The sequence below is a fragment of the Paraburkholderia sediminicola genome, assembly GCF_902859805.1.
GTDB classification, from domain to species: Bacteria; Pseudomonadota; Gammaproteobacteria; order Burkholderiales; family Burkholderiaceae; genus Paraburkholderia; species Paraburkholderia sediminicola.
This window is the reverse complement of sequence record NZ_CADIKC010000007.1, coordinates 101,375-120,268: the sequence shown is the minus strand read 5'-3', so window position 1 is coordinate 120,268 and position 18,894 is coordinate 101,375. Positions and strand designations below refer to the sequence as shown.

Sequence of the window (18,894 nt, the reverse complement as noted above, 5' to 3'; positions counted from 1 at the left end):
AGTTCGTGCGAAACCCGAAGCCGTGAGCGCGCGTTAGTTGCCCAGTCGGCAACTCAAGCCGAAAACGCCCGGATCATCCCAGCGGCGACTGTGTGGTGCGTCGCTTCGTCGATCAGCACGAATGCGCCCGTGCCCTGATGCGAGTCGTACACGTCGCACACCAGCGGCTTTTGCAACGTCAGCGACACGCGGCCGATGTCGTTCATCGTCAGATCCTTGCGATCGGTGGCCTGCGACAACGTATGCACGTCGAGCACTTCCTTGATCGCGCCGATCCGGGCGAACACCGTGTTGGTGGTCTGCTTCAACAGATACTTGCGTTGCGTCGACAGCGGCGTGTCGTCGAACCAGCATAGATCGGCTTCCAGTTTCTTGGCCGGTTCCGGCGCTGCTTCGCGCAGCACGAAGGTGTCGCCGCGCGACACGTCGACGTCTTCCGCCAGACGGATCGTCACGGTTTGGCCAGCAAATGCGCGGTCCACCGCGGCCGTTCCGCCCGTCACGGGTGCGATGATCTCGGCAACCGTTGCTTCACGGTTCGCCGGCAGCACGACGATGGTATCGCCGACCTTCACCTCGCCCGCTTCGACACGGCCCATGTAGCCGCGGAAATCGTCGGCCTGGCTGCCGTCCTGACGCGCGACCCATTGCACCGGGAAACGCAGCGCCTGGCCCGTCGGAACTTCGACCGGCAACGCCTCGAGCAAATCGAGCAGCGGCTCGCCCGCGTACCACGGCATGCTTTCGCTTGCCGTCACGATGTTGTCGCCCTTCAGCGCCGACACCGGCACGAAGCGCACATCGTTCAGACCGAGTTGACGCGCGAGTTCGACATACGCATCACGAATCTCGTTGAAGCGCGTTTCGCTGTAGTCGACGAGGTCCATCTTGTTGATCGCGACGATCGCGTGTTGCAAGCCGAGCAGCTTCACCAGCGCGCTGTGACGTTTGGTTTGCGGCAGCAGTTGCGCGACGCCGTCGATGAACGTCACACGCGTTGCGTCGACCAGAATGATCGCTGCGTGCGCGGTCGATGCACCCGTCACCATGTTGCGCGTGTATTGCTCGTGGCCCGGCGTGTCGGCGATGATGAACTTGCGCTTGGCCGTTGCGAAGTAACGGTATGCGACGTCGATCGTAATGCCTTGTTCGCGTTCGGCTTCGAGGCCGTCTGTCAGCAGCGACAAATCGATTTCGTCGCCAACGGTACGCTTATTCTTTGCGCGCGACAGTGCGGAGAGTTGATCGCTCAATACCGCCTTGCTGTCGTACAGCAGGCGGCCGATCAATGTGCTCTTGCCATCGTCGACGCTGCCCGCAGTGATGAAACGCAGCACGCCGAGGTCTTCTGGTTGGTGAATACCGCTCATGATTGCTTTACCTTGGTTCGTGTGCTTAGAAATAACCTTGCTTCTTACGCTGTTCCATCGCGGCTTCGGAGACCTGATCGTCCATCCGCGTCGCGCCGCGTTCCGTGATTTCGGTCACGGCCGTTTCGGCGATGATCTTCTCGAGATCATCCGCATCGCTTTCCACCGGGCACGTGCAGCTGATATCGCCCACGGTACGGAAACGCACCAGCGCGGTTTCGCTGGTCTCGCCTTCACGCATCGGCGTAAGCGGCGTGACCGGCACGAGCAGGCCGTTGCGGCGCACGATCTCGCGTTGATGCGCGTAATAGATCGACGGCAGTTCAAGCTGTTCGCGGGCAATGTATTGCCACACGTCGAGTTCGGTCCAGTTCGAGATCGGGAACACACGCAGATGTTCGCCGTTATGCAGACGCGCGTTATACAGGCTCCACAGTTCCGGGCGCTGCGCCTTCGGATCCCATTGGCCGAATTCGTCACGGAACGAGAAGATCCGTTCTTTCGCACGGGCCTTTTCTTCGTCACGGCGTGCGCCACCGATCAGCGCGGTGTACTCATGTTCAGCGATCGTTTCGAGCAGCGTTACGGCTTGCGCAGCATTGCGCGAATCCAGTTCACGGCGCAGACGCACGGTGCCGCGCTTGATCGAATCTTCGACGTGACCCACCACCAGTTCAGCACCGATCTCTTTCGCGCGACGATCGCGGAAGTCGATCACTTCGTCATAGTTGTGACCGGTGTCGATATGCACGAGCGGGAACGGCAGCACAGTCTTGCGATTTGCGCCGATGCCGAAAGCTTTCAGTGCGAGGTGCAGCACCACGACCGAATCCTTGCCGCCCGAAAACAGCAACGCGGGCTTGCTGCATTCGGCGACCAGTTCGCGCAGGATGTGGATCGATTCGGCTTCGAGCCAATCGAGGTGATCCATCCGGTTCGCCGTGTTGGTAAGCGGTGCATTCACAGTGGAATCGAGCGTGGTGCTCATGTCTGGGTCCTTCGTTGATTCGCGTCGCAAGCGGTTGCCTGCGTCGCGGAAGTATTCAAATCGGTATGTGCGGCGTTCAAGCTAAAAACCAAGGCCTGATTCGCCTGAATGCTTTATGCCGAAGCGTTCTCGCTGCTGCTGACGTGGATCGGCGTAATCGTCGTGATGTGTAGCCCGCACTCCTTCGTATCGCGCGACTCCCACCACCAGCGCCCTGCCCGGCTGTCTTCACCGGGGCGGATCGCGCGGGTACAAGGTTCGCAGCCGATGCTCGGGTAACCGCGCGCATGCAGCGGATTGACCGGCACGTCCAACGCTTTCAGATAGTCCCACACTTCAGCTTCGGTCCAGTCCGTCAGCGGATTGAACTTGGCGATGTTGCGAGCGGCGTCGTGCTCTTCCTCGTGCAGTTCGGCACGCGTCACCGACTGCTCGCGGCGTTGACCCGTCACCCATGCGCTGACATCCGACAACGCGCGGTTCAACGGTTCGACCTTGCGGATTTCGCAGCAACGCTTGCGCAGATCGACGCTTTCATAAAACGCGTTCAGCCCATGCGAGCCGACATACTCTTCAACCGCGGCGGCTTGCGGGTGAAACTGCTCGATATCGTAACCGTAGCGCTCTTTCACGCGATCGAGCATGCCCAGCGTTTCCGCGTGCAGACGGCCCGTGTTCAACGAGAAAATGCCGATCTTCACGCCACGCGACAGAATCGCGTGCGTGAGCAGCATGTCTTCCGCTGCGAGGCTGCTGGCAAGTTTCACGTTCGCGTGACGCGCTGCGATCGAATCGAGCAGCGCATCGAGGCGCTCAACCTTCGCAGCGAGTTCCGGCGTGAGCAATTGTGCGCCGCTCATGCCGAGGCCTTCGCCAGTTCGCCCGCTTCGCGGCGGCGGAACAGCGGCGACGAGCCCACCGCACCCTGATAGTTGAAGCTGAATTCGTCGAACGCCTTGAGCGCGTCGTCGAAGTCTTTGTCTTCACGCAGTGCATACGCGTCGAAGCCGCAGCGGAACATGAACGCCAGCTGATCGCGCAGCACGTCGCCGATCGCGCGCAGTTCACCCTTGTAGCCATAACGCTCGCGCAACAGGCGGCCGATGCTATAGCCGCGGCCGTCGCGGAACACCGGGAAGTCCACGCCGATCAGCGCGATCGTGTCGAAGTCGCCGACGATATCCACCGGTTCGCTATCCGGCGCGAGCCACACGCCGATTTCAGCGGTGCTGCGCGATGCGATCAGTGCATCACGCGAAGCCTGCCACAGCGCGAGCGGCACCAGCACTTTGCCGGCCGGCAAGTCATTCACTGCGGGCAGCGTGCCGTCTTCAGCGGCGCGCACCACCGTCCAGTCATCGTTGACGATCGCGCGGTTCTTGATAATAGAAGCCATCTGTTCAGTATCCTTTTCGCGGTTACGCGTGAGCCGGTTGACGCGAGGCGTACACACGTTCCTTGAACGGGGCCATGCCGATGCGGTTGTACGTTTCGATGAAGCGTTCGCCTTCGTGGCGATTCTCCACGAACGTGTCGATCACCTTGCTCATCACGTCCGGCATTTCTTCCGCCGAGAACGACGGGCCGATCACGCGGCCGAGATGCGCGCCGGTGGCACCCGTGCCCTGCTCGCCACCGAGCGTCACCTGGTACCACTCCGAGCCGTCCTTATCGACGCCCAGAATGCCGATGTTGCCGACGTGGTGGTGACCGCAAGCATTGATACAACCCGAGATGTTCAGCGACACGTCACCGAGGTCGTACACGTAGTCGAGATCGTTGAAGCGTTCCTGAATCGCCAGCGCGATCGGAATCGACTTCGCATTCGCGAGCGAGCAGAAATCGCCGCCCGGGCACGCGATGATGTCGGTCAGCAAGCCGATATTCGGCGTCGCGAAACCTTGTGCCTTGGCTTTTTCCCACAGGGCGAACAGGTCGCGCTTCTTCACGTTCGCGAGAATCAGGTTCTGTTCGTGCGACACGCGGATTTCGCCGAGCGAGTACTCGTCGGCCCAATCGGCGACCGCTTCCATCTGCGCGTCGGTTGCATCGCCCGGGGCGATCGTGGTCGGCTTCAGCGACAACGTGACCGACGAATAACCCTCGACCTTGTGCGGACGCACGTTACGTTCGACCCAACGGGCAAACGCACGGTTTTCCAGCAGATGCTTTTCGAACGATGCATCCGTGTCGGCCAGCTTTTCATACACCGGCGGCTGGAAGTATTGCGACACGCGGTCGACTTCAGTTTGCGTCAGCGTCGAAGGACCGTCTTTCAGGTGTTGCCATTCTTCTTCGACCTGCGCCGAGAATTTCTCCGGGCTCAAGGCCTTCACGAGAATCTTGATACGCGCCTTGTAAATGTTGTCGCGGCGGCCATAGCGGTTGTACACGCGCAGCACGGCTTCGCAGTACGTCAGCAGGTGTTGCCACGGCAGATCTTTACGGATGATCGCGCCGATGATCGGCGTACGGCCCATGCCGCCGCCGGCCAGAATGTCGGCCACCAGCTCGCCCTGCTCGTTCTTCTTCAGATACACGCCCATGTCGTGAATCTGCACGGCAGCGCGGTCTTCCTTCGAACCCGACACGGCGATCTTGAACTTACGCGGCAGCCACGCGAATTCCGGGTGGAACGTCGACCACTGGCGCAGGATTTCTGCCCAGGGGCGCGGATCCACCACTTCGTCCGGCGCTACGCCGGCGAACTGGTCGGCGGTGATGTTACGGATACAGTTGCCCGAGGTCTGGATGCCGTGCATCTGCACCGCTGCAAGCTTGCGCAGGATTTCCGGCGTTTCTTCGAGCTGGATCCAGTTGTACTGGATGTTCGAGCGCGTCGAAAAGTGGCCGTAGCCGCGGTCGTGCACACGCGCGATCTCAGCCAGCACGCGCATCTGGTCGCTGCGCAGGTTGCCGTACGGAATCGCGATGCGGTGCATGTACGCGTGACGCTGCATGTACAGGCCGTTCTGCAGGCGCAGCGGACGGAACTCCTCTTCGCTCAATTCGCCCGACAGACGGCGGCGAACCTGATCGGCGTATTGCGCGACCCGCTCATCGACGATGGTCTGGTCGTACTGATCGTATTGGTACATTCGGGGACCCCAATTTTTTGCGTTACACGTGGCAGTCCGGTTCTGCCGCGCTCCGGATATCTCTATTTGTCAGTCCAGCCGAGTCAGGGTTTAGACCCATCTCTCATTTGCTTATGACAAATACAGATATCCATATTGAAAAAGATGGACAGATCGTAATAAACTCGCCTTATATTTCAAACGACTAAAAAATTCTTTTGATATGCGGAGAGGTTATATATGAACCTGCATCAATTCCGCTTCGTCCGCGAGGCTGTGCGGCAGAATTTCAACCTGACCGAAGCGGCCAAAGCCCTGTTTACAAGCCAGCCGGGCGTCTCCAAGGCGATCATCGAGCTGGAAGACGAGCTGGGCGTTGAAATCTTCACACGACATGGCAAGCGCGTGCGCTCGCTGACCGAGCCGGGGCGCATCATTCTTCAGTCGGTTGAGAAGATTCTGCAGGAGGTGGAGAGCCTCAAGCGAGTCGGTAAAGATTACGCAGCCCAGGATCAGGGCAACCTGGTGATCGCCGCCACCCACACCCAGGCGCGCTACTCACTTCCGGCCGCGATCGCCGAATTCAAGAAGCGCTTCCCGAAAGTTCACCTTTCGATTCTGCAAGGCAGCCCGACCCAGGTGGCCGAAATGGTGATCCACGACCAGGCCGACCTCTGCATCGCCACCGAAGCGATCGCTAACTATAAGGAGCTGGTCTCGCTGCCCTGCTTCCAGTGGCACCACGTCGCCGTGATGCAGCCGGATCATCCGCTGCTCGACCGCAAACTTTTGTCGCTGGATGATCTGACCCAATATCCGCTGATTACGTACGACAACGCCTTCGCCGGCCGCACCAAGATCAACGAGGCGTTCCGCCTGCGCGGGCTGCATCCGGACATCGTGCTGGAGGCGATCGACGCCGACGTGATCAAGACCTACGTCGAACTGGGCCTGGGCGTCGGCATCATGGCGGATATCGCGTTCAACGCCGAGCGCGACCGCCATTTGCGCGCGATGCCGGTCGGCCACCTGTTCGGCAGCAATGTGACGCGGGTCGCGCTGAAACAGGGCGCCTATCTGCGCAGCTATGTGTATACGCTCGTCGAACTGCTGTCGCCGAGCATGAACCGCAAGCTGATCGAACAGGCGCTCAAAGGCGAACACGAAACCTACGAACTTTGACATCACCACGCTTCCCGCTACGGAGACCCCTCGATGAAGTCGTATAAGAAAAAGATCAGCGGCCTCGCCGCTCTCGGCGCGCTCCTGCTCGCTACCGCAGCACAAGCCGACATCAAGGTCGGCATCGACCTGTCGAGCACCGGCCCCGCGGCCGTGATCGGCATCACGAGCAAGAACGCGATGCTGATGTGGCCGGCCACGATTGCCGGCCAGAAAGCGGACTACATCTTCCTCGACGACGCTTCGGACCCGGGCGCGGCGGTGCGCAACATCCGCAAGCTGATCAATGAAGACCACGTCGACGTGATCGTCGGCCCGAATATCACGCCGGCGGCAATGGCCGCACTCGATCCGGTCGCGGAAAGCCAGACGCCGATGATCACGCTGATCGGCTCGGCGAGCGTGGTCGAACCGCAGGAAGGCAAGAAGGTGTGGGCCTACAAGATGGCGCAAACCGATAGCGCGATGGCCGACGTGATGACGCGCTACATGTCGAACCACAACGTGAAGACGGTGGGCTTCATCGGTTTCGCGGACGGCTACGGCGAGAGCTGGCTCAACGAGTTCAGCAAGTTCGCGGCCTTGCGTCATATCCAACTGGTGGCCACCGAGCGCTATAACCGCACCGACGCCAGCGTCACCGGCCAGATCCTCAAGCTGATGGCCGCCAAACCTGACGCGATCCTGATTGCCGGGGCCGGCACGCCGACCGTGCTGCCGCAACGCACGCTGATCGAACGCGGCTTCAAAGGCCCGATCTATCAGACGCACGGCATCGCCACGCCTGAGTTCATCAAACTGGGCGGCAAGGACGTGGAAGGCACGCTGTTTCCGACGCAGCCGGTCGTGGTGGCGCGCACATTGCCGGCCGATCATCCGGCGAAGAAGGCGGCGCTCGCATTCACCAACGAATACGAAGCGAAGTACGGCCCGGGCAGCGTGACCCAATTTGCGGGCGATGCGGCGGGGGTGTACCCGCGTTTGCAGGATGCCGTTGCGCGCGCGTTGAAGACGGCGCAGCCGGGCACGCCGGCTTTCCGCACCGCATTGCGTGACGAACTTGAGCATGCGCATGAGCTGGTCGTGCCGAACGGCGTGGTCAATACGAGCCCGAAGGATCACGTTGGGCTGGATCAGCGCGCGAGCGTGATGGGCATCATCAAGAATGGGAAGTTCGTTTACTTGAGTCAGTGAGCACGGCACCGCGCAAGCTGCGTGTAGCATGCTTGCGCGCGAAGTTGCTACAGTAGAAGTCTTTCCCCGACCAGCCGTCCCATATCATGCGCACCACCCGAGCCATCCACGCCGTCGAGCGGCTGAAAACCCGCAGCGGCAATCCGCAGTTCGCGGCAATCAGCCTGTCCGGCGGCCTGTTCTATCTGGTCGACAAATCGAGCGGCACCGACAAGAAAGTCTCCGATCCGCTGACGCTCGACGATTTCGTCAAATTCGTCGATGGTTTCGGACCGCCGAAGCCGCGCAAGGCGAGCAAGCTCGATATTGCTTTTGAAGAGCAGATCAAGAAGAGCAAGGGCGGTTGAAGACGTTACTGAGGGGGCGTGCGTGCGGCGCCAAGGCAGGGTTTTTACCCGCGGCGGAGGTAAGCCCGGTCATTGCGCTCAGCCGTTTCCGATCTCGTACCACTCACCGTCCACCGCGCTGCTTGCCAACACTGCATCGATAAAACGCAGACCCGCCACACCATCATCCACTGTTGTGAGCAACAGGCTTTCAGCGGGCAACGGTTGACCTGCATTCAACGCTTCGATCTGTAACGCCGCGTCCTTGTACAACTGCGCGAACGCTTCCAGATAACCCTCAGGATGCCCTTGTGGCACACGCGTCGCATGCGCCGCGATCGCACTTTTCACCCGTCCGCGCGTCAGTCGCTCAGCCGACCCACCGAGCGGCGTGAACCATAGTTCGTTCGGATTCTCCTGATCGAAGGCGAGATTCGCTTTCGTTCCGTACACCCGCAGACGCAGCGCATTCTCCGCGCCGCTCGCCACCTGACTCGCCCACAGCATGCCGCGCGCGCCGTTCGGATAGCGCAGCATCGCCTGCACGTGGTCGTCGATACGACGTCCCGGCACAAAGGTATGCAATTCGGCCGATAGCGACGACGGCGTCATCCCCGTGATAAAGGCAGCGAGGTGATACGCATGCGTGCCGATATCGCCGAGGCAGCCGGCGGGTCCCGCCAAAGAAGGATCCGTGCGCCAGCCCGCCTGCTTGTTCGTACCGCTCGTTTCTATCGGTTCAGCCAGCCAGTCTTGCGCGTATTCGACCTGCACCACGCGTATTTCGCCGAGCTCGCCCTGTTCGACGAGCTCGCGCGCATGGCGCACCATCGGATAACCGGAATACGTGTGCGTCAACGCGAATAGTTTGTTCTTCTTGCGCGCGAGCTTCGCGAGCGCCTCGCCTTCCGCCAACGAAATCGCCAGCGGTTTGTCGCACACCACGTGAATGCCCGCTTCGAGAAAAGCCGTCGCCACCGGCGCATGCAGATGATTCGGTGTGACGATCGCGACTGCGTCGATACCGTCGTCGCGAGCGGCTTCGGCGCGCGCCATCTCGCGCCAGTCTGTATAGCTGCGCGCGATGCCGGCCTCAGCGGCGCTCGCCTGCGCGCGCTGCGGATCGGACGACAACGCGCCCGCTACCAGTTCGAACCGGTCGTCGAGCCGCGCCGCGATCCGATGCACTGCGCCGATAAATGCGCCCTGCCCGCCGCCGACCATGCCGAGCTTGAGTCTTCTTTGTGCCATCGCACTCGCTCCTTTGCGATCCGCTTCAACCGCCTCACGGTTAGCTCGCCTGCAGAAAACCGTCAAATACCAAGCAGGCGTTTTAGCTGCGCTGCATCCACGCCACTGCCTGCGAAATCATCGAACGCATGATCGGCCACGCGAATGATGTGGCGGCGAATGAACTCCGCACCTTCGCGCGCGCCGTCCTGAGGATGCTTTAGCGCGCACTCCCATTCCAGGACTGCCCAGCCCGGAAAATCGTATTGCGCCATCTTCGAAAAGATCGCGCCGAAATCGATCTGCCCGTCGCCAAGCGACCGGAAACGCCCCGCACGTTCGACCCAGCCGCTATAGCCGCCATACACACCTTGCTTGCCGTTCGGACGAAACTCCGCATCCTTCACATGGAATGCCTTGATGCGCTCGTGATAGATGTCGATGAACGCAAGGTAGTCGAGTTGCTGCAAAACGAAATGGCTCGGGTCGTAGAGGATTTTCGCGCGCGGGTGTTGCTTCACTGCGTCAAGAAAGCGCTCGAAGGTTACCCCGTCGTGCAGGTCCTCGCCCGGGTGCAATTCGTAGCACACGTTCACACCGGCTTCGTCGAACGCATCGAGAATCGGCGTCCAGCGGCGCGCAAGTTCCTCGAAAGCGGCTTCTATCAAACCTGCGGGACGCTGCGGCCACGGGTACAGATACGGCCACGCCAGTGCGCCGGAAAACGACACATGCGTATCGAGACCCAAACGCTGCGAAGCCTTCGCGGCGAGCTTCATCTGCTCGACTGCCCACTTCGTGCGCGCAGCCGGATTGCCACGCACGTGCTGCGCGGCAAAGCCGTCGAACAACACGTCATAGGCCGGATGCACGGCCACCAGTTGCCCTTGCAGATGTGTCGACAGTTCGGTGATCGACACGCCTGCGTCTTCCGCAGCCTCGCGCAGCTCGTCGCAATACGTCTGGCTCGCGGCCGCCTGCTCGAGATCGATCAGACGCGCATCACACGGCACCTGAATTCCCTTGAAGCCGAGACTCGCGGCCCAACCCGCCAGATGCGCGAAATTGTCGAACGGCACCTCGTCGCCCATGAATTGAGCGAGAAAGATCGCCGGCCCTTTGATGGTTTTCATCGTACGGTTCCTCGAACTATGGCGCGCCTGTCACGCCTCTACGGCAGAGACATGGCAAGCGCGCGCCGGATGCCCAGGATCAGAACGGCGAGTCAGGAAAATAGAACTGCTGCGCGTTTTCCTTCGTGATCAGCACCGACGGAATGATCGTGGTCGGCGGCAGTTTGTCGCCCTTCAGACGCGCTTCCGCGGTGAGCTTGATCGCGTCGTAGATGAATTTCGGCGAGTACGAGACATCGGCCTTGATCATCGGTGCGCCATCCATCACGTTCTTCACCATACCCTTCGAACCCGCGCCGCCGAACACGATCTTGATGTCGGTACGCTTGGCCTGCTCGATCGCCTTGATGACGCCAACGGCCATGTCGTCGTCCGCCGCCCAGACCGCGTCGATGTGCTTGAAGCGCGTGAGATAGTCCTGCATCACCTTGAAGGCGTCGTCGCGATTCCAGTTCGCGTACTTACCGTCGAGGATCTTGATGTTCGGATACGCCTTCAGTACGCCCGTAAACGCGGTCCAGCGTTCGTTGTCGAGCGTCGTCGGAATGCCGCGCAGCGCGACGATGTCGCCCTTGCCGTCGAGCGCTTTCGCCAGATACTCGGCGGGGATCTTGCCGAATGCGGTGTTGTCACCCGCAACGTACGCATCCTGTGCACTGGTATCCGTCAGACCGCGATCCACTACCGTTACGTACACGCCCTTCTTCTTCACCTGAGCCACCGGCTGCGTGAGCGATGCCGATTCGAACGGGAAAATCACCAGTGCGTTGATCTTGTTCACCGTCACCAGATCCTGCAACTGATTCGCCTGTTCGGGCGCGCCGGCTGCAGTCTTCACGATCACCTTCAGATCGGGATGCGCTTTCTCCAGATCGGTTTTCGCCTTGTTCGCCCACCAGACAATGCCGCCCGTAAAGCCGTGGTCGGCAGTCGGAATCGCGACGCCCAGCGTGACTTTTTCATCGGCACGCGCAACGCCTGCCGTGCCTAGTATCCCCAACGCCAGCATGCCGGCGCCAACCGCTCGAATGACCTGCTTCATGGTTGTGTCTCCAATTGTGAGGCGTTCATGCGCCCCGATTCTCAAACTTGCCGATGTATTCCTTGAAGCTCAACGCCCACTACCTACCGCCGTCCGCGCTGCACAAACGCGACGAAGATAATCACGACGCCCTGCACCGCCGCGTTCAGATACACGCTGATGATGCTGGTCAGATTCAGAATATTGGCGATCACCGAAAGCAGGATCGCGCCGATCACCGTGCCGACCACGCGCCCTTCGCCACCCTTCAGCGCAGTACCGCCCACCACCACCGATGCAATCGCCTCGAGTTCCCACAGCAAACCGGTAGTTGGCGTAGCCGAGCCGAGCCGCGGCACATACAAAACCGTTGCAACACCAACGCAGATACCGAGCAACACGTACGTCACGATCTTCACCGTATCGACGCGAATCGCCGCGTAGCGCGCGACCTGTTCGTTGGAGCCGATCGCCTGCACATGGCGGCCAAACGCCGTGCGATTGAGAATCAACGCGCCACCCGCCGCGACGACCAGGAACACCCAGATCGGGACGGGCACGCCAAAGAGGCTCGCGTAGTAAACCGGTCCGTATAGATCGGACAACGAGTTATCCAACGTCAGCGCGCCGCCATCCGCGAGCCACGTCAACACCGCGCGAAAAATGCCCAACGTCCCCAACGTAACGATGAACGGCTCGATGCGTCCTTTGGTAATCAGCAGGCCGTGCGCGCAGCCGAACAAACCGCCGAGCACCAGCGCGAACACAATGCCGAGCGTCAGAATCAGCAAGGGCGCGAACGTATGACCGCCGACACCCGCAGCAAGTCCGTTCATCAGCCAGATCATGCTGCCCGCGATCAGCGCCGCCATCGACCCGACGGACAGATCGATGCCGCCCGAAATAATCACGAAGGTCATGCCGACCGCAATGATGCCGATGAATGAAGTGCGTGTGAGCACATTCATCATGTTGTCGAGCGTCGCGAAATCGCGGTTGAGCAGCGTGCCGACGATGCACAACAGGATCAGCCCAACCAGCGGCCCGAGTGCATACAAACGATGCGCGAAGCGCAACGCGCGGCCGGATTGGACGGCTTCAGTGGGTGCCGGTCGCATGGGCGATCAACTCCTCTTCGGTCAGGTGTTCGAGCGTGAGCGTGGTTTGCAGGCGTCCCGCGCGCATCACGGCGACGCGATGGCACAAACCAATCAGCTCGATCAGTTCGGATGAAATGACGATCACCGCGCGGCCCTGCGCGGCAAGACGATGGATCAGGAAATAGATGTCGCGTTTCGCGCCGACGTCGACGCCGCGAGTCGGCTCGTCGAGCACGATCACGTTCGGGTCAGGCTGCAGGAACTTGGCGAGCGCGAGCTTCTGCTGATTGCCGCCGGAGAGCATGCGCGCGCGGCTCGACAGATCGCCGGTGCGAATGCCGAAATCGTGCACGGCTTGGGTCAAGGCCGCGCGCCCGGCTTTCATATCCAGCAAGGGATGCGCGTAGCGTTCGAGCGTCATCAGCGTGACGTTGTCCTGCAAGCTCAGATTCACATGCAGACCTTTGCCTTTGCGGTCCTCGCTTAGATACGTAATGCCGTGGCGCATGGCGTCGCGCGGGCTCTTCAGATCGGCGCGACGGCCAGCGATCTCGATGCGGCCCGCCGTGCGTTTGCGCAGGCCGATGAGCGCTTCGAATGCTTCAGTGCGGCCCGCGCCGACGAGGCCCGCGAAACCGAGCACTTCGCCGGCGCGCACGTCGAAGCTCAGGTCTTCGACCCAGTCCGGCACGGCGAGGCCTTCTACCTTTAACGCGATCGGCGCGTCGGCAGGCACGGTGATCTTGTCGGGGAACATATCGGACACGTCGCGCCCGACCATCAGATTCGCCATCTGCTGCCGCGCAAGTCCAGCGGTTTCACTGCGCGCGACGAAGCGGCCGTCGCGCATCACGATCACTTCGTCGGTGATGCGCTCCACTTCGTCGAGCTTGTGCGAGATGTAGACGATCGTCACGCCGTCGGCTTTCAGCTTCGCCATCAGCGTGAAGAGACGCTCTGTTTCGGACGGTGTGAGCGTGGCGGTCGGTTCGTCCATGATGAGCAAACGTGCGCGACGCGACAGCGCTTTGGCGATCTCCACCATCTGCTTTTCCGCGACGATCAACTCGCGCACTTTCGTATCCGGCGCTTTCTCGAGACCGACCTGCGCCAGAAAACGTGCCGCCTCGGCGCGCATTGCCGCGTCGTCGACGAACCAGCCGCGCTTTTTTTCATGGCCGAGATACATGTTCTGCGCGATTGTCAGATGCTCGGCGAGATTGAACTCCTGGTGAATCAGCACGATGCCGGCCGCTTCCGCGTCGCGCGAACCGATGAAGTGCTGCGCGTGGCCGTCGACCAGCAAGGTGCCCGAAGTCGCCGTTTCGTAGCCGGCGAGGATTTTCATCAGCGTCGACTTGCCCGCGCCGTTCTCGCCGAGCAAACCGTAGATACGCCCCGGCGCCAGATCAAAGCTCACCCCGTGCAGCACGCGCACCGGCCCGAAGTCTTTGCGAATATCGTCGAAGCGAATGGCGAGGCTCATGGCTTATGCGCTCCTGCGAATCACGAGCCGATGCGGCAGCAGCACGCCCGGCACGTTCGCTAACGGATTCGCGAGCCGTTGCAGCAGGAGGCGCGCGGCGGTTTCGCCGAGTTCGCGCATGGGCTGGGCGATGGTGGTCAGCGGCGGATCGACTTGCGCGGCAAGCGAGATATCGTCGAAGCCGACCACCGCGACATCGTCCGGCACGCGCTTGCCGACGCTGCGCAAACCATGGATCACGCCGATCGCCAATGTGTCTGAGACGGCGAAGATCGCGCTCGGCGCCGCGTTGGATGCATGCGGCTGCTGCATCAGCAAGGCCGCCGCCGATGCGCCCGCCTCGTAGTCGAGACTGTTCAGATTCATGCGCCAGCGCTCGTCCGGCGTAATGCCCGCTTCGGTCAACGCGTCCAGGTAGCCTTGCTGACGCTGCCGCGCGTACAGATAGTCGACATCCGAATTGATCAACCCGATGCGCCGGTGGCCGCGCGAGAGCAGATGGCGCACCGCGTCGCCCGCCGCTTTGTAGTTGTCGATGCCCACATACGGCACACCCATCTCCGGATCGAACTCGCAGCACGCGACCCACGGCAGCGCGCTGGATGCCTCGCCGAGCGCCTGCTGGATGGTGGCGGGATCGAGGCAGATCGCGCCGTCCGCGCGGCGGCGGCGCAGCAGATCGAAGTAGCTGCGCTCGCGCCCCGGATCGGCGCCCGTGTCGCAGAGCAGCATGAAATAGCCGTGCTGACGCGCGACGCTGTCGATGCCGCGCACGATCTCCGCGTAGAAGGGGTTGCCGACGTCGGGCACCATCGTCAGCAGCAGGCGGCTTTCCGCGGTGCGCAGGTTGCGCGCGAGTTCGTTGACGCGATAGCCACTGGCGTCGACGGCCGCCAGGACCTTGTCGCGCGTGGCGGGCCGCACGTTCTCGTGGCCATTCAGCACGCGCGACACCGTCGCCACCGAGACCCCCGCCTGCTCCGCCACCTGAGCGATCGAAAGGCCCTCAGCCGGACGCGGCGGCTGAGCCTCAGGCTGCGGGCGCAATTTCGACGACGGCAGCGAAGTCGCACGGGCCGCTTTGGACACCGACTTGGACAAGTGAGTTGGCCTCGAAAATGTAATCGATTACATTTTTGCGCGATGGAAGCGGGAATCGCAAGGACGGATCGCTAGGGATTAACACGGAGTCGAGCAGGCATGGCGAGAGCCCGTCCAGGGTTCGGCCCGGCGGCGCATTACCCGCGACGGCGTGGATTCGCGCCGCCATTTGGTACAATCCCGCAGTTACCCTGCCGTGGCCTCTCTTATCGGGGTGTACCCCGCGGGCCGCACCCCGGCGCTACACCGGGAGTCGCACACCGAGGCCGCCGGTCAGGGCAAAGAATCGCAAACTCGCCAAACCACACTGCCGAATCCACCATGAACATCGAGCAAGCGCGTTTCAACATGATCGAACAGCAGATCCGCCCCTGGGAAGTGCTCGACCAGGACGTGCTGAATCTGCTCTCGATCGTCAAGCGTGAAAACTTCGTCCCCACCGCCTACCGCGATCTGGCCTTCGTCGACTTCGAAGTGCCGCTGCCGGCCGGCCAGCACATGCTGGCGCCGCGCGTCGAAGCGCGCGTGCTGCAGGAACTGGCGGTGAAGAAACACGAAAGCGTGCTCGAAGTCGGCGCCGGCTCGGGCTACATGGCCGCCCTGCTCGCGCATCGCGCGCAGCACGTGCTGACGGTCGACATCGAACCGGAACTGGCTGAACTGGCGAAGAACAACCTCATCGCCAACGGCGTGCTGAACGCCGAAGTCGTGACGGGCGACGCCTCGCGCGGCTGGGCCAACGCCGCACCGTACGACGTGATCTGTGTGTCGGGCGGCCTGCCGGTGCTGCCGCAGGAAATCCTCGAACATCTGAAGGTCGGTGGCCGCCTCGCGGCTTTCGTCGGCACCGCGCCGGTCATGAAGGCGCAGATCATCACGCGTATCGATGAGAAGCAGTACCGCATTGCCGACGTGTTCGAAACCTATGTCGAACCGCTGATCAACGCCGTGCAGCCGCCGCGCTTCAAGTTTTAATTCGTACGCTTCGCACGTTTCGCACGTTTTTCCGGGCGGCCGGCACGCCGCCGTCTTCAGAACTGGATGTCCTGCTGATGCAAAATCTGACCGCTCCTGCGCTCGCTGAATGGCTCGCCGATCAATCGCGCCCTGCGCCCGTGTTGCTCGACGTGCGTGAACCGTGGGAAATCCAGACGGCGTCGATCGCCGGCGCCGTGTCGATTCCGATGCGTGAGATTCCCGCGCGCAGCGAAGAACTCGACGACGACGCGCAAATCGTCTGCGTGTGCCATCACGGCGCGCGCAGCGCCCAGGTCGCGATGTTCCTCGAATCGCGCGGCCACACCAACGTCTTCAATCTGCAAGGCGGAATCGACGCGTGGTCGCGTCAGGTCGATCCGACCGTTCCCACCTATTGATCGCACGGTCGCGATGATCCGTCGGCGGGTGCCGACGGCGCCGCATCCGGGTGCCGCGGCTAAAGACGCTGCCGGGAAGATCGGGCGGCGGGCAATGCCGAATGCGGCAGCGCCTCAGAATCAGCGGTAGCCGTAGCCGCAGTAATACCTCCTCCATCCTTCCTACATTTCAGTGCTTCCGCCCCGGCGTTCAGCGTTGGGGCTGTCGCAGTCGTCCGCCGTTGTCAGCCGTTGTTTGTCTTATGCAAACGCTTGTCCGCCCCGACAAGATAGGACAAGTTAAGACGAAATTGGCGCGACATTTTCATTGAGATGCTTCTCGTCATCGCCTCCGAAGTTTCTTGCGGTTTCCTAAGTGCCTCACAGGCACCATGCTCCGATTATTTTTTCGGAGCGCGTAATGAGACTTCTGATGGTCGCGACACTAGCCGCAACGCTTTTGCCGCTCGCATCGCACGCAACGCTGGGCGGCGCTCCGGGCGCCGGCACGTCTTCCTCCTCGCCGACAACACTGCGTGCCGCACCGCAAGCCTCCGCCGTTACAGGCGCGGCTAAAACAGCAAACTCGGCGCTCTTCACCCTGCGCGAGTCGCGTGACGCCAACGGCGTCACGATCCGCGAATACGTGTTGCCCAGCAACGTCGTATTCGCGGTCACGTGGGCAGGACCGATCCGTCCGGACATGATTGAACTCCTCGGCAGCTATTTCCCCACCTACGTCAGCGCCGCAGAAAGCCGTGCGCGCGGCACAGGGCCGCTAGTCGAGGGAAGTGACGACTTCCGCATCGAGTCGGCGGGCCGTTTGGGGCACTTCACCGGCGCAGCCTATTTGCCCCGCCTGATGCCAGCCAACGTGCGCGTCGGCGACCTGCAGTGAGATGGGCGTCGAGTTACGGAAAAATCAAAAGATGAAGACTCTTAAGAAGACGCTATGGATCATCATGGCAGGGGCGAGCGTCGCCCTTGCCGCGTGCGGTGGCGGCGGCAGCGATGGAAATGGCAAAGGCGGCGCCCTCGGCTGGAACGCCACGCCCGACTGGATCAAACCGCCCAATGGGTCGGGCGATACCGGCAGTACGGGTGACACCGGCAATGCGAGCAACATCAAAACCGACAAGAACAATACGGTGCCGATTCGCGTCGACAGCTCAATGGGCGGCATCAACAGTTTGTTCGCCTCGATCACCGTGTGCGTCCCGGGCACGGCGCAAGGCGCAAACCAATGCGCGACCGTCGACCGGATGCTGGTGGACACCGGCTCAACCGGCGTACGCATCGCGGCCAGCGCAATGCCGGCGCTGAACCCTCAGTTGCTCACGCAAATCGGCGCACTCGACGACACCCCCGACGGCGCTTACCGTGGCGGCGCTTACCAGATCGCCGAATGCATGCCGTTCGCCTCCGGTTTCACATGGGGCTCGGTCAAGCGCGCCGATATCACGATCGGCAGCAGGACGGCCAGCAACATCCCGATTCAGGTGATCGGCGACGGCGCGTTCGATACACCGTCGGATTGCATTGCGCACGGCGGCGCGGATCTCAGCACCGTCAAACGCCTCGGCGCCAACGGTATCCTGGGGATTGGGCACGGCACCTATGATTCCCTCGACGCGGTGCAAAGAGCGGCACCTGGGCTCTACTACTATTGCTCGTCGCAGAATTCGTGCACCAGCACGCGCATGATTGCCACCAGGGAGGTGATGAATCCTGTTGCCGCATTCAACGCCGATTACAACGGCACGGTCATCCGCCTGCCGGCTGTGCCCGCCGGCGGTCAGGCCAGCGTCACGGGGCAGCTGATATTCGGTATCGGCACGCAGGCGAACAACGCACTGCCGGCCAATGCCAACATCTTTGCGGTGGACCAGTACGGCAGCATCACAACCCAGTATCAAGGGAACGTGTTCAACATGAGCGCGATCGACAGCGGCACCAATGTCTACGCCTTTCCGGATAGCTCGATAGCCACGACCTCGGGTTGGTACACGCCATCGAGCGCGCTCAACCTGACTGCAACCATGGAAGCAACCGATGGCTCCAGTGCGCCTTACAAGTTGACTTTCCCGATCGACAATGCCCTTAACCTGACCGCAAGCGGCAACGCCGCGTACAACAACGTGGGGGCGTACTTCTCGTTCAACCGCATGTTCCTCTGGGGCCTGCCGTTTTTCTACGGCCGCAGCGTGTACACGGTGATCGGGACCAACAAGATCGGCACGCATACCGGACCGTTCGTCGCGTTCTAACGATATTCAGATGTGATACGGGAGGCGCTGCCTCCCGTCGTCGTTTCTGACTTTGTATTGGGAT

18 protein-coding genes are annotated in these 18,894 nt (G+C 61.6%); 7 read left to right on the top strand and 11 right to left on the bottom strand.

The genetic code is table 11. The annotated features are described in order from the left end of the window. Positions 1–53: 53 nt before the first annotated feature. From R8871_RS23645 to R8871_RS23625, 5 genes are all read right to left on the bottom strand, one after another. Positions 54–1,370, bottom strand: a complete 1,317-nt coding sequence (locus tag R8871_RS23645) for a sulfate adenylyltransferase subunit 1 (protein ID WP_054042849.1) — start codon at positions 1,368–1,370, stop codon at positions 54–56. Between the two features lie 25 nt (positions 1,371–1,395). Next, positions 1,396–2,358: a sulfate adenylyltransferase subunit CysD gene (gene cysD / locus R8871_RS23640; protein ID WP_054042851.1), complete on the bottom strand. Its 963-nt coding sequence runs from the start codon at positions 2,356–2,358 to the stop codon at positions 1,396–1,398. Between the two features lie 113 nt (positions 2,359–2,471). Continuing rightward, a complete protein-coding gene (locus tag R8871_RS23635) occupies positions 2,472–3,218 on the bottom strand; it encodes a phosphoadenylyl-sulfate reductase (protein WP_175052650.1) in 747 nt (248 codons plus the stop codon). Continuing rightward, the gene (locus R8871_RS23630) at positions 3,215–3,754 is read right to left on the bottom strand and encodes a DUF934 domain-containing protein (protein WP_175052649.1); all 540 of its coding nucleotides are present in this window, start codon (positions 3,752–3,754) and stop codon (positions 3,215–3,217) included. Before R8871_RS23630 ends, R8871_RS23635 begins: the two co-directional genes overlap by 4 nt. 22 nt (positions 3,755–3,776) lie before the next feature. Continuing rightward, a complete protein-coding gene (locus tag R8871_RS23625; RefSeq protein WP_175052648.1) occupies positions 3,777–5,456 on the bottom strand; it encodes a nitrite/sulfite reductase in 1,680 nt (559 codons plus the stop codon). Between the two features lie 219 nt (positions 5,457–5,675). Here R8871_RS23625 and R8871_RS23620 point away from each other — a divergent pair, with 219 nt between their 5' ends. The 3 genes from R8871_RS23620 (at position 5,676) to R8871_RS23610 (ending at position 8,158) form a co-directional block, all read left to right on the top strand. Further along, the gene (locus R8871_RS23620) at positions 5,676–6,617 is read left to right on the top strand and encodes a CysB family HTH-type transcriptional regulator (protein WP_007175965.1); all 942 of its coding nucleotides are present in this window, start codon (positions 5,676–5,678) and stop codon (positions 6,615–6,617) included. Positions 6,618–6,650: 33 nt separating this feature from the next. Then, positions 6,651–7,811 carry an ABC transporter substrate-binding protein gene (locus R8871_RS23615; protein ID WP_175052647.1) on the top strand — a complete coding sequence of 387 codons (1,161 nt, stop codon included), beginning with the start codon at positions 6,651–6,653 and terminating at the stop codon, positions 7,809–7,811. An 86-nt stretch (positions 7,812–7,897) separates the two neighbouring features. Then, the gene (locus R8871_RS23610; protein ID WP_012432018.1) at positions 7,898–8,158 is read left to right on the top strand and encodes a hypothetical protein; all 261 of its coding nucleotides are present in this window, start codon (positions 7,898–7,900) and stop codon (positions 8,156–8,158) included. A gap of 78 nt (positions 8,159–8,236) precedes the next feature. Here the strand turns inward: R8871_RS23610 and R8871_RS23605 are convergent, their stop codons facing one another. From R8871_RS23605 to R8871_RS23580, 6 genes are all read right to left on the bottom strand, one after another. Continuing rightward, a complete protein-coding gene (locus R8871_RS23605) occupies positions 8,237–9,388 on the bottom strand; it encodes a Gfo/Idh/MocA family protein (protein ID WP_175052646.1) in 1,152 nt (383 codons plus the stop codon). A 62-nt stretch (positions 9,389–9,450) separates the two neighbouring features. Then, the gene (locus R8871_RS23600) at positions 9,451–10,500 is read right to left on the bottom strand and encodes a sugar phosphate isomerase/epimerase family protein (RefSeq protein ID WP_175052645.1); all 1,050 of its coding nucleotides are present in this window, start codon (positions 10,498–10,500) and stop codon (positions 9,451–9,453) included. Positions 10,501–10,579: 79 nt separating this feature from the next. Next, a complete protein-coding gene (locus R8871_RS23595) occupies positions 10,580–11,542 on the bottom strand; it encodes a substrate-binding domain-containing protein (RefSeq protein ID WP_175052644.1) in 963 nt (320 codons plus the stop codon). 83 nt (positions 11,543–11,625) lie between these two features. Then, positions 11,626–12,639: an ABC transporter permease gene (locus tag R8871_RS23590; RefSeq protein WP_175052643.1), complete on the bottom strand. Its 1,014-nt coding sequence runs from the start codon at positions 12,637–12,639 to the stop codon at positions 11,626–11,628. Further along, on the bottom strand, positions 12,620–14,107 hold the full coding sequence (locus R8871_RS23585) for a sugar ABC transporter ATP-binding protein (RefSeq protein ID WP_175052642.1): 1,488 nt from the start codon (positions 14,105–14,107) through the stop codon (positions 12,620–12,622). The genes R8871_RS23590 and R8871_RS23585 overlap by 20 nt, the downstream gene beginning before the upstream one ends. Before the next feature lie 3 nt (positions 14,108–14,110). Continuing rightward, the gene (locus R8871_RS23580) at positions 14,111–15,169 is read right to left on the bottom strand and encodes a LacI family DNA-binding transcriptional regulator (RefSeq protein WP_407673198.1); all 1,059 of its coding nucleotides are present in this window, start codon (positions 15,167–15,169) and stop codon (positions 14,111–14,113) included. 360 nt (positions 15,170–15,529) lie between these two features. Between R8871_RS23580 and R8871_RS23575 the strand changes: the two genes are divergently transcribed. The 4 genes from R8871_RS23575 (at position 15,530) to R8871_RS23560 (ending at position 18,830) form a co-directional block, all read left to right on the top strand. Beyond that, positions 15,530–16,183 carry a protein-L-isoaspartate O-methyltransferase family protein gene (locus R8871_RS23575; protein ID WP_175052640.1) on the top strand — a complete coding sequence of 218 codons (654 nt, stop codon included), beginning with the start codon at positions 15,530–15,532 and terminating at the stop codon, positions 16,181–16,183. A 77-nt stretch (positions 16,184–16,260) separates the two neighbouring features. Further along, positions 16,261–16,584 carry a rhodanese-like domain-containing protein gene (locus tag R8871_RS23570; protein WP_115782076.1) on the top strand — a complete coding sequence of 108 codons (324 nt, stop codon included), beginning with the start codon at positions 16,261–16,263 and terminating at the stop codon, positions 16,582–16,584. 400 nt (positions 16,585–16,984) lie between these two features. Next, on the top strand, positions 16,985–17,461 hold the full coding sequence (locus R8871_RS23565) for a DUF2844 domain-containing protein (protein ID WP_175052639.1): 477 nt from the start codon (positions 16,985–16,987) through the stop codon (positions 17,459–17,461). Between the two features lie 31 nt (positions 17,462–17,492). Continuing rightward, positions 17,493–18,830: a DUF3443 domain-containing protein gene (locus R8871_RS23560; RefSeq protein ID WP_175052638.1), complete on the top strand. Its 1,338-nt coding sequence runs from the start codon at positions 17,493–17,495 to the stop codon at positions 18,828–18,830. Positions 18,831–18,894: the final 64 nt, after the last annotated feature.